Origin of the sequence: Marinomonas sp. S3726, from assembly GCF_000967665.1 — a bacterium.
Lineage (GTDB): Bacteria > Pseudomonadota > Gammaproteobacteria > Pseudomonadales > Marinomonadaceae > Marinomonas.
The window spans coordinates 39,077-50,894 of sequence record NZ_JXYC01000003.1 but is presented as its reverse complement, the minus strand read 5'-3'; the positions used below and the strand labels follow the sequence as shown (position 1 = coordinate 50,894).

Here is an 11,818-nt window from a genome sequence, read left to right as displayed (position 1 = left end):
CTTTACTTACCACTTAGTTTGTTAACCTAATAATTGTCCAGACAATTTGAAATATTTTTCAGCTACTAGCAAGGCAATAACTTTCTCTCTTTCATCATCTAGAAACTGACTTACGAATTCATTCGCATTTTTAATAATTTCCAAAGCAGCCTCTGGATTAGCTTCATAAAACATAATCTTTTCAGCTAGATCACTAAAGTCATCATTTAATTCAACATAATGAAAACCAGCCTGGAGGCGCCCTTCCATAAACCAAGTTTCATACCGAGGTTTTGGCATAAAACAAAGAGAGTTTGACGACATCACCCACTTTAGGTTAGTAGCAACATCATAACCTTCAACACTGATAATGTATTTATAACTAAGTTGCTCCTCAACTGACATAAAACCTTTATACGCAGGAACATCTAAGCGTTTACTATCACAATGACCAACATCTATGTATGGATGCTCAGCGAACTCTCGAACTAAAAGCTCCCTTTGTTCTTGGTAAATATACCCGCGCCAAACAGCCATACTCTTTTTATTAGAAAATAAAACCTTATCGTTCAAAAACTGATAATGTCTTATCGCATTAAGTTTAAGAAGAATAGAGTTTTGATTAATATCGGATATAGGGCGACTTTTTAAAAAGCTAGGAAATTCTGGGACATGAATAATATCACCAAACAAATAATCAAATTTAAAACTTTTTGAAAAATAGCGAACTACTTTTTTAGTGTCTGCATAGTATGCGAAACTCTTAGTTTTTTTAAATTTTGCTATTTGAATAGCATTATCTGACATTGAACATTTATCTTGATCTTTGCAATAATAATTAACTCGTTCGAGTATATAATTATCTTTTCTAAAGCTTGAAAAACTGGATGAATTAAACTTTTTTACAGGTAAATTTACTTTTACTGTTTCACTTAAATAATAATAAACTTTTTTAACTCTCTGCTTAAAGTAAGCATAATCTTTCATAAGCGTTCTTATTCCTAGCTATCCACTCCAAACAAGTCTCGAGTATAAACTTTGCTATCAACATCAGAGATATCATCTGTTACACGGTTTGCCACAATCACATCACTAAGCTCCTTAAATGCATTCAAGTCACTTATAACCTTAGAATTAAAAAATCTGTCTTCATTAAGAGCTGGCTCATAAATAACTACCTCAATACCCTTCGCTTTAATTCGCTTCATAACACCTTGAATCGCTGATGCCCTAAAGTTATCCGAGTCAACCTTCATCACAAGTCGATAAATACCAACAACTTTAGGTTGACGTTTTAAAATAGCATCGGCAACAAAATCTTTTCTTGTGCTGTTGGCATCTACAATCGCACTTATAATATTATTAGGTACTTGCTTGTAGTTCGCAAGTAGCTGCTTCGTATCTTTCGGCAAACAATATCCACCATAACCAAAAGATGGATTATTATAATGTGTGCCAATCCTTGGATCTAAACCTACACCATCAATAATTTGTTTTGAGTCCAAGTCATGTGTTTCAGCATAACTATCAAGTTCATTAAAAAAAGCAACTCGCATAGCAAGATACGTATTGGCAAATAATTTGATCGCTTCAGCTTCGGTTGAGTCCGTAGTTAATATATCGATATTTTCTTTAACTGCACCTTTAGCTAAAAGACTTGCAAATACTTGCGCCCTACCTGACTTTTCCCCAACAATAATACGAGAAGGATAAAGGTTATCATGCAGTGCCTTACCTTCCCTTAAAAACTCCGGTGAGAAGATAATATTATTTGTTTTAAATTTTTCCTTCATTGAAGCTGTAAAGCCAACTGGTACGGTAGATTTAATCACCATACAAGTATCAGGATTAATGGTAAGAACATCTTGGATCACAGACTCAACGTGAGTGGTATTAAAAAAATTAGTCTCAGGGTCATAGTCTGTCGGGGTTGCAATAATAACGAAGTCAGCCTCTTCATATGCTAACTCTTTATCAAGTGTTGCTTTAAAATTAAGTTGCTCTTCCTGTAAAAATCGCTCTATATCCTGATCAGAGATAGGCGATAACTTGTTATTTAGCATCTCAACTTTTGCAGGAATAATATCTAACGCTACCACTTCATTATGCTGGGCAAGTAAAAGTGCGTTTGAAATACCAACATACCCTGTGCCCGCTACCGCTATTTTCATTTAACTTTCCTTCACGTACTTAAATGCACTGCATCTAAGAGCTAAAATTATTTATTAATAAACAAATTATAAGCATTCTAAGCGCTTCATTCTATCTAATTCTCAACCTCCTGAGCCTTTGATCTAAATAAATAAAAATAAACATACTTGCAAAAAAACACGAGCCAAATTGTTAACTTAGGAGTAGTCTTTAATTAAGTCTAACAGGAGATCCTATATGAAATTTGAACTTGTTGATCGTCAAGGCTACATTCCAGATTTAAACTACGGAGACCAAGGAAGAGAGTTGTCTTGCTTTGTTCCAACTGACTACAAATGGGAGCAAGTATCGTTTGATAATGGAGAGGGAGAAGTCTGCATTGAAGGCCATACCTGGCATTTCTTCTTTACTCAAGAAGGTATTGGTATTCAGTTAGTAGACGGCATAGTCACCGCCAAAGAAGCTGACTTATTCCTACATTTGGTAAAAGAGCATATTTTTGGAGAAAAAACTCAAGAAGTGCAAATATTTATTGCTGGCGTTACACCCAAATAGATACAGAGACAAAAGCACCTAGGGAATTATTAGGTGCTTTCCTATTCTTTTTTCCTGTCCAACTAATCCTGTTGTTCAGCCATTAATCTCAACATTCTCTTTGACCATTGGCTCCATGATCCAATAAATACGCGTTTATTATCACCACTAGCGGACAAATTAGCCAATACATTATGACAAGCAGTCACTCCAGAGCCACAGTAATGTACAATTTCCAAATCCGTCTCAATTTGCTTAAAATCTTGAGCCAAAGATTCAGATGATAAAAAAGTGCCTTGGCTATCTAAATTAGTCGGAAAAGGACGATTTAAAGCTCCAGGAATATGGCCAGCCAAAGGATCCATTGTTTCATTTTGACCTTCAAATCTATCACTTGCTCTAGCATCAAGCAGCTGGAAACTTTCTGTTTCCATATTTTCCAACACATCTTCTTCACTCACAGCCCAAGGGAAAGATATATTCAACGACTGATCAGTGATTCTTAGAGTAGGCGCCACAGTTTCTAACTCACCTTCTATAGCCAACCAAGCATTAATACCGCCATCAAGAACTCTCACATCTATATTGTTTTGAGCTAACATCCACCAAGCTCTAGCAGCAATAGCACCTGACATATCATCATAAACAACAACTTTAGAGTTAAGCTTAATTCCCTTTTTCTGAAGATAAAGACTAAAATCATCTGGTGCTGGCAAAGGGTGTCTGCCACTAAACTCATTCTCAGGAGAGGCTAAATCATGATGAAGGTCTACAAATAGCGCACCTGGAATATGCCCTTTATTGTACTCAAGCAGGCCTTTATCTAAATCTGTTAAATAGAACCTTGAGTCCAAAATAATCAAATCTGGATTAGCTAATTCACTTTTTAACGCTTGTGCTGATATCAATGTTCGCATCTTACTTCCTCAACTGCAGCATCATTCAATAATTAATTTAGTAGTTCATCTAAGCCTGAAATTTCAACAAAAATACTATCTAGATGGCATTCCATCGCTTCATGATTTAATCCGACATTATTAGCAACATCGTATGGAAAACTCGCCATTATGGTATCAAAATCACTACTCTTCAATTTTTCTCGCGCTAGATACTGAGCCAGATTTAATAAAGAAGCCAAAGCATTGTCCTTAGCTAAAAGCAAAGGCTTTTGATAAGCAAAAATAGCATCTCCTAAAATATGAGGGAAACGCCATTTTTCTATCAAATTAGAAGCCAAATTCCCACTTGAGAAACCCAACACTTCAAGCTCTGCTTCATATCCACCCATTCCAGCGTCTTGCTTATCTTTAATTACAATTGACTGAGAGGGAACACCCATCACTATCAATAAGCTACCAATCGTTGATAACAAACCTGCCGTAAAAGCAGCATCTGGGTCTGACTCATCAGCAAGGATAGCCAACTCTTTAGCGATACCAGCAATATAAATCGACTCTTGCCAAAACTTCTTCATATCCATCCCAACAACATGATGAACACTTGAAGTTAAGCCAGATGCAACAACAATATTTTTCAGTTTAGCCATACCTAACATAACAACAGCTTCATCAATGGATGAAATCTTTCGACTCAAACCAAAATGCGCTGAGTTAACAATTTTTAATACCTTTAGAGAGATAACCTGATCTTTTGCAACATCTGCCGCTACTGAATTTAAATCAATATCAGGGTCATTTAACTGCATAATCAAGGTGCGCACTACTTCAGGCACCATAGGTAACTGTTCTATTTGATCAAACAACTCTGAAATTTGCATAACATACCCTATTTTCATCCATAAACTTGCTATATTTTATGCCTTGCTGAATAAGTTTGTAAGCCTATAGTTGCTATTACTTATTTGCTAAAATAGCCCTTACTTCATAATCACTAAGCCTAGAAAATGATACGTATAGACCAGCTACTTACGCAAAAAAACCTTTGTAAATCCCGCGCTCAAGCACAAACCTACATTTCTGAGAATAAAGTTACCATTTTCATCAAGGGCCAGTGGCAAAAAGTACAAAAACCAAGTCTTAAAGTAGAACAAGATATCGAGATAAAGCTATTACTTGATGATACAGATAAATATGTATCGCGAGGCGCACTCAAATTAGCTGGGGCACTTGAATACACAAAACTCAATATTAGTGGTTTTACCGTTTTGGATGTTGGTCAATCAACAGGTGGCTTTAGTGATTGCGCTATCCAAGAGGGAGCCAAAAAAGTAGTAGGTATAGAAGTAGGTCATGATCAACTGGATCAAAACTTAAGACAAAACCCTAATATAATTTGTCTTGAGGGGATTAACGCACGTAATCTAAGCAAACAAGATATCGGTGATCACTTCCCACCTGAAGGTTTTGACCTAATCGTAATGGATGTGTCATTTATATCTCAAACAAAAATCCTACCAAACTTCCCACACCTACTAAAACCTAATGGACACCTTATCACCTTAGTCAAACCTCAATTTGAAGTGGGTAAACAAGCAATCGGAAAAGGAGGCATAGTTAAAGATAAGACAGCTGTCGCTCAGCTAGAAACTGAAATGACAAAACTCATTGAGAACTTAGGGTTTAATGTTCATTGCTATATTAAAAGCCAAATCAAAGGCGGTGATGGTAATCAGGAGTATCTCATTTGGGCAAACTTAAGTACCAATACAGAGAAAGCTCATTAAGTCCTTTTTTAGTTCGTTTTGACTTCTAGCTCAGCGATATAGCGCCTTGCTAGTGTGAAAGCAATACAGCCAAAAATAATAGAACCAAGCGCCTGACCAATAAAAATGCCTTTTGCATCAAAGAACCAGCCAAAAAACACGATCAAAGGCCAAGTACCCAAGGTAGCCCTACCAAAGTTTAACCAAGCAGATGTCTTAGGACTTCCTAAATTATTAAAAGTCGCGATACCAATAAAAAGTAAACTCTGAAAAAAGAAACTATAAGAAATATATGTCGCGAAGAATGAAATTAAAGCGGCAGTCTCTTTGCCAGCACTAAATACATCAATGAGCCAAAATTGTAACTCGTACAAACTTAGACAAAGCAATACGCAGTAGCTCAAACTATAAATAACAGCACTTGTCAGAGTTTGCTGCATTCGTAAAAAGTTGCCCGCTCCATAGTTCTGTCCCAATATCGGACCTACCGCACCAGATAAGGCAAAAAGACCACCAAAAACAACAGGTATTACACGCCCAATAATGGAGTAAGCCGCAACAGCATCATCGCCAAAGGTAGCCATGTGCTCAGTAACTATGGCATTCGCAAGTGGCGACGACATATTGGTTAACATAGCGGGAAAAGCGATAAACGAAATTTGTTTAAAATCTTGGGCAAAATACAGCCAATCAAAGCGTGATAAAATTTGATGTACGTTTACCAAGCCGTAATACGCAATTGCCAGCATAGAGCAGCGAGCAATTAGGGATGCTATTGCAGCACCATCTAGCCCTAATCCTAGCCCAAAAATTAGCAATGGATCTAGTACAGCATTAACTAAACCGCTAATTAAAGTAGCGTACATAGCGCGCTTGGCATCGCCCAGAGCACGCATTATACCAGAGCCAATCATGCCCACCATAATAGCTGGCATACCTAAAATAGAGATCTGTAAATAACTCGTCGCTAAATCCAGAGTAATTCCATTCGCCCCTAAGAAATAGAGTAAATGTGGGATTCTCGGCATTAAAAAATAAATAATAAGAAATGAAAACAAAACACCAAACACAAGGACATTAGTCGCTCGTCGTTTTGCTTGCTCTCTATCCCCCTGTCCTACAGCCTTAGATACTAAAGCTGTAGCAGATATAGACACGGCTATGCTCAAGGAGATAGTAAAAAACATGATGGAACTTGCAAAACCAACAGCCGCAACGACTTCTTTTTGGTCAAGCATGGAGAGAAATAAAATATCAATCAAATCAACCATAAACATGGACATAAGTCCAAAAGCACCGGTTGCTGACATAACAACAACATGACGCAAGGTTGATCCAGAAGTAAAGGTTGCCTTTAACGGCATTCAACATGCTCCATCGAATTGATACATTTGAAAGTGAAGGTTTTAGAAATAAGTATTCGAGATTAAGTTAGATTAATCTCGTCAAAACACGATAAAAGGCACTACCAAAATGATAGTGCCTCTCTGAAACAAGATTTTCTCATGAAATGGCATCAAGAAGAAGCCAAGGGAAAAATTTAAGTGTCGAATTAATGAACTGAGCCTTTTGCTTTAACAAAGACAACCTTCTCAACATCTGAAAAGCGTTGGGCAAAATGCACTGTCATGCCGCTTTTTATTGAATCAGGCAACTCATCAAAATCGCGTCTATTTGGCTCAGGCAAAATAACCTCAAAGATCTTACTGCGTTTCGCTGCAATAATCTTTTCTTTAACGCCACCTATAGCAAGCACCTGCCCAGTTAAGGTTAGCTCCCCTGTCATAGCCAGACCTTTTTTTATTGGCTCATTTCTCGCTAAAGACATAAGCGCAGTAGCCATAGTCACACCAGCACTTGGCCCATCTTTGGGAGTCGCACCTTCTGGGACATGAAGATGTATCGTACTTTTATCAAAGTAATCTGGTTGCAAATTAAAGGTTTTAGAATGTGAAGCGACATAAGAGTGCGCAATTTCAGCAGACTCCTTCATAACATCCCCAAGTTTACCCGTTAATTTCAAGCCACGGCTCAACTCATGCACTCGATTTGCTTCAACAGGTAAGGTTGCACCTCCCATAGAAGTCCAAGCTAGGCCAGTTACAACACCAACCCCTCTAATTGAAGAGTCAGCTTTAAAATAAGGAGCACCTAACAAAGCCTCAATATCTTTAATACCGACATTAATACTTTCAGCGCTTTCAGTCATCAATTGCACAACACATTTTCGTAGTACTTTCTGCAATAATTTATCTAAACCACGCACTCCAGCTTCACGGGCATAATTCTCAATGAGATGCTTCAACGCTGCGTCAGTAATGTTTAATTGCTTTTTAAGTAGCTTATTTTTTTTCAGTAACTTGGGCCATAAATGCTGCTTAGCAATTGCTAACTTCTCTTCAGCGATATAGCCAGATAGACGAATCACATCCATACGGTCTAACAGTGCACTAGGAATCGTATCTAGTTGGTTAGCAGTACAAACAAATAATGCCTTAGATAAATCTATTCTCATATCTAAGTAATGATCGAGGAATTCAGCGTTCTGCTCAGGATCTAATGCCTCTAATAAAGCAGAAGCAGGATCGCCTTGATGAGAGGCCCCTATCTTATCTATTTCATCTAGCATGATGACAGGATTTTCAACCTTCACATCTTTTAAAGCTTGTACGAATTTACCGGGTAAAGCACCAATATAGGTACGTCTATGCCCCTTAATTTCTGCTTCATCTCGCATACCACCCAAGCTAAAACGGTAAAATTCACGATCTAAAGATGCTGCAATAGATTTGCCAATTGATGTTTTACCAACACCTGGAGGTCCAACTAAAAGCATGATAGATCCTCCCATCTCACCACGATGCGCACCCAAAGCAAGAAACTCAATAATACGATCTTTCACATCATCCAAACTAGTATGGTGATCTTCTAACACTTGGCGCGCCTTGATTATGTCCATATTATCCTGTGAGCAAACGCCCCAAGGTAAGGCTGTAGCCCATTCAAGATAGTTGCGAGTCACACCATACTCAGGCGAACCAGACTCAAGAATACCCAACTTCTCTAGCTCTTCATCTATTTTTTCTTGCTGTTTTTCCGTTAGTTGCTTGCCTTCAAGCCGTTGTCTAAATTTATCAATATCTGAGGTTTTATCGTCTTTTGATAAGCCAAGTTCTTTTTGAATAACCTTAAGCTGCTCCTTTAAAAAGAACTCTCTTTGATGAGTGCTAATTTTATCATTCACCTCAGCACTGATTTCATTTTGCAAACGGGCTATTTCTAACTCTCGTTTTAGCAATAAAAGAGATAAGTGCATGCGTTTATGAACAGGTCTTGTTTCTAATACATGATACAGTTCATCCGCCTCTGCTGATGTAATCGAAGCGGCAAAGTCAGCTAACAAGCCTGGTTGATTAAATGAAAAGCGCGCTAAATACTGCCTTAAATCTTCACTGAATAAAGGATTAACACGTATTAGCTCCTTAATAGAATCCAAAATAGAGATGGAATACGCTTTAGATTCATCATCATTTACTTTTGTGTCCGTTAAGTACTTAACACGCGCGCGATATGGCGCTTCTTCATCTAGCCATTCAACCACTTCAAAACGCTTTAAGCCTTGAGCCAAGAAAGTCATCTTGCCTGATTCTGGTGTTGCTTTGTGTACCTTCACCACACAACCAATTTGCTTAAACTCATTTACAGAAGGCGCACCATCTGTCGCACTTTCGCTGAAAAGCAAACCAACACTTGATTGTGAGTCCAAAGAGATTCTTTCGAGAGTTTCTTCCCAAGGGTCAAGGTCTACTGCGACAGGCTGTACTTGAGCGGGAAAGAAAGGCCTACTCGATAGAGGTAAAATATAAATAACATCAGGCAGAACGTCTTCGGGCAAAGCTAAAGCTTTTGGATCACTTAGGACAACGTCATCCCCTTCTAGCTCATCAATCACAACATCTTGTTTCGTTAATGTGTCTGTATCATCTGAAAAATTGTCTTCGTTGCTCATTCTCTTCTCAATTTGTCTATTATTGAGATGCTACAGGTAAGCTGCCTGAATACACCATCAAGCAGATGAAGTTCTAAACCTACCTATTTTTCTCATTCTGTTTATGTTCGATAGTTCTTTATGTAATGTCGAATCATATAAATACAAGCAAGAATGAAGAATCAAGCCGCATAACTGATATCAAAACAAATTGAATAAAGCAGATTTAAGCCTCTCCAATTGGCCTAGATCTATCTATTAGGTCAGGATTAATTCATAATCCAGCCCCAGAGTAGACACAGTTTTATCAAAGCCTAAACAAGCTTAAACACTTAATTTTGAGTCTAAAAAGAATAAGGACCCAGTTATGACAACTAATAACATTCTCGAGACTTACTCAGACATTCATCTTATTGACCACCCATTTGTTCAACATAAACTCACCAGTTTAAGAGATGTAAATACAGGTACACGTGAATTCAGAATGCTAGTGGAAGAGCTAGGTACTCTAATTGGTTATGAAGCAACAAGAGACCTTGAGACAGAAGAGGTTGAAGTAGAAACACCACTTGAAAAAGCCATGAGCCCAGTACTAAAAGGTAAAAAGCTTTGTATAGTTACTATTATGCGTGCAGGTAACGGTTTAGCAGAAGGCGTTTTAAAACTTTCGCCCTCTGCACGTGTTGGTCATATTGGTATGTATCGTGACCCTGAGACTAAGCACCCTGTTGATTACTACTTAAAAATGCCTCATTCCTTAGATCAAAGAACCATAATAGTGGTCGACCCAATGCTGGCAACAGGTAATTCAGCCGCTGCTGCTATTCAAAAAATGAAAGACTTAGGCGCTAAAAACATTCGTTTTATTTGCTTGTTTGCAGCCCCTGAAGGCATCAAAGCATTTAAAGAAGAGCACCCTGACGTGCCTATGTATATTGGTGTTATTGATCGCTGTCTGGATGAGAATGCTTACATTCGCCCAGGAGTAGGTGATGCTGGCGACCGTATCTACGGCACTCGTTAATAGCTTTTACTTAGCTAAAGAAAGAAACAAACTAAAAAAGCCGCTAAAAAAACGATGTTTTAGCGGCTTTTTAGTGTCTTAAGACCTAACTGTTAAAGCTAGCCTTTCAAACCTACATATAAACCTGCTGTTGCCATAATTGACCCAGCAGTACGATTAACAAGCTTTAAAGATTTAGGAGAATTTAAATGCTTTCTTGCCTGTGCTGCCATTAGCGCAATTAATGTAAGACCTAACATCAAAGCAACAAAAGTCAGTAAACTCGCAATGACAATGTCTTGTGTACCTAACTGAGTTACATCCATAAAGGTCGGTAAAAATGCAATATAAAATAAAATCACTTTAGGGTTAGAGGCAGAAATCATAAAGCCCTGAATAAATGATGACAACTTATCCTGCTGCTTAACCTTTAAGTCTGGATTAGATAATTCTTGCGCTAGCGCAGGAACAGAAGTCCACATTTTCCAACCTAAATATACGAGATAGGCACCACCCAAGACCCTAATAATTAAAAACACCTCTTCCCAAGCATACGCGAGGCTTGCTAAACCAAAACATGCCATTACCAAATAACAAATATCACTGATAACCATGCCTACACTTAGCCAAGTACATGACCTAGCACCTTGCGTCATACTCTTTGCCAATATGGCAAAAATACCAGGTCCGGGTGTGATGCCAAAAATAAATATCGCAATGAAAAATGTGATACCACTTTCAAGTGTCATAATTTTCTACCTTTAAAGTCCGCTGATTCTTAGTCAGAAATACCGCAACTACTTAAGATCATGTTGGTGACAAATTCTTTTGCCTGCTCATAATCATCTTCTTCTAATTCTGTCTTATTCAGCACAATTTTAATTTGCGCATCAAAATCAGCGTAGGTCTGAGTTAAAGCCCATAAACTAATAAACAAATGCTCAGCAGAAATCGATTTCATTTTACCTTGATCAATCCAAGCCTGAATCGTTTGTTTCTCTCTAGCTAATTCACTGACAAAATGCTCATTTAGATACTCTAAAACGAATGGTTCTTCTCCAATTAAAGCCATCGCAAAGACTTTCGAAGCATTAGTATTAATTCGAGACTGATCAATTTTTTCGCTTATATAACGTGTTAAACAGGCTTTTGGCCCATCTTCTAATACAAAGCAACTAACAGACTCTAACCAAAGTTGAAGTATGTTACCCAGCACAGCCTCTAACAAATCCTTTTTAGAGCGATAATAATAGTGAATATTCGCCTTAGGTAACCCTGCTTCATTCGCTATCATCTGAGTTGTTGTTTTAGCCAGACCTTGACGAGCAAAAACCCTCTCTGCAGTTGATAAAATTAACGCTTGGTTTTGAGCTCGTATATGAGCTTTTAGCTGATCTTTTGCACGTTTTTCTTCCACAGGGAGTTGTCCTCAGTCAGATATTACAGGCAATCATTTAAATGAGTCTAATTAAAGCAAGTTTTACAATAACACGTTTTATTA

Annotated in this window: 11 protein-coding genes; 3 read left to right on the top strand and 8 right to left on the bottom strand. The window is 37.8% G+C overall.

The features are described from left to right. Positions 1-21 precede the first annotated feature (21 nt). Both TW85_RS00500 and TW85_RS00495 read right to left on the bottom strand, forming a co-directional pair. A complete protein-coding gene (locus tag TW85_RS00500; protein WP_046015123.1) occupies positions 22-966 on the bottom strand; it encodes a glycosyl transferase family 90 in 945 nt (314 codons plus the stop codon). Positions 967-980: 14 nt separating this feature from the next. Continuing rightward, on the bottom strand, positions 981-2,150 hold the full coding sequence (locus TW85_RS00495; RefSeq protein ID WP_046015122.1) for a nucleotide sugar dehydrogenase: 1,170 nt from the start codon (positions 2,148-2,150) through the stop codon (positions 981-983). Between the two features lie 217 nt (positions 2,151-2,367). On the opposite strand from TW85_RS00495, the gene TW85_RS00490 reads away from it, so the two are divergent. Further along, on the top strand, positions 2,368-2,685 hold the full coding sequence (locus tag TW85_RS00490; protein WP_046015121.1) for a hypothetical protein: 318 nt from the start codon (positions 2,368-2,370) through the stop codon (positions 2,683-2,685). A gap of 62 nt (positions 2,686-2,747) precedes the next feature. Here the strand turns inward: TW85_RS00490 and TW85_RS00485 are convergent, their stop codons facing one another. Together TW85_RS00485 and TW85_RS00480 are read right to left on the bottom strand one after the other, a co-directional pair. Continuing rightward, the gene (locus TW85_RS00485; protein ID WP_046015120.1) at positions 2,748-3,581 is read right to left on the bottom strand and encodes a sulfurtransferase; all 834 of its coding nucleotides are present in this window, start codon (positions 3,579-3,581) and stop codon (positions 2,748-2,750) included. Between the two features lie 32 nt (positions 3,582-3,613). Next, positions 3,614-4,441, bottom strand: a complete 828-nt coding sequence (locus tag TW85_RS00480; RefSeq protein ID WP_046015119.1) for an HDOD domain-containing protein — start codon at positions 4,439-4,441, stop codon at positions 3,614-3,616. A gap of 126 nt (positions 4,442-4,567) precedes the next feature. Here TW85_RS00480 and TW85_RS00475 point away from each other — a divergent pair, with 126 nt between their 5' ends. Further along, positions 4,568-5,347 carry a TlyA family RNA methyltransferase gene (locus tag TW85_RS00475; protein ID WP_052701746.1) on the top strand — a complete coding sequence of 260 codons (780 nt, stop codon included), beginning with the start codon at positions 4,568-4,570 and terminating at the stop codon, positions 5,345-5,347. A gap of 8 nt (positions 5,348-5,355) precedes the next feature. Here the strand turns inward: TW85_RS00475 and TW85_RS00470 are convergent, their stop codons facing one another. Further along, positions 5,356-6,690: an MATE family efflux transporter gene (locus TW85_RS00470; RefSeq protein WP_046015118.1), complete on the bottom strand. Its 1,335-nt coding sequence runs from the start codon at positions 6,688-6,690 to the stop codon at positions 5,356-5,358. Positions 6,691-6,878: 188 nt separating this feature from the next. Then, complete coding sequence (gene lon, locus TW85_RS00465; RefSeq protein WP_046015117.1) at positions 6,879-9,335, bottom strand: endopeptidase La; 2,457 nt, start codon at positions 9,333-9,335, stop codon at positions 6,879-6,881. A 346-nt stretch (positions 9,336-9,681) separates the two neighbouring features. Here lon and upp point away from each other — a divergent pair, with 346 nt between their 5' ends. Beyond that, positions 9,682-10,338, top strand: a complete 657-nt coding sequence (upp, locus tag TW85_RS00460; RefSeq protein WP_046015116.1) for a uracil phosphoribosyltransferase — start codon at positions 9,682-9,684, stop codon at positions 10,336-10,338. A gap of 98 nt (positions 10,339-10,436) precedes the next feature. Here upp and TW85_RS00455 read toward each other — a convergent pair whose 3' ends face one another. Next, complete coding sequence (locus TW85_RS00455) at positions 10,437-11,066, bottom strand: LysE family translocator (RefSeq protein WP_046015115.1); 630 nt, start codon at positions 11,064-11,066, stop codon at positions 10,437-10,439. Positions 11,067-11,095: 29 nt separating this feature from the next. Next, on the bottom strand, positions 11,096-11,734 hold the full coding sequence (locus TW85_RS00450; RefSeq protein WP_046015114.1) for a TetR/AcrR family transcriptional regulator: 639 nt from the start codon (positions 11,732-11,734) through the stop codon (positions 11,096-11,098). Positions 11,735-11,818: the final 84 nt, after the last annotated feature.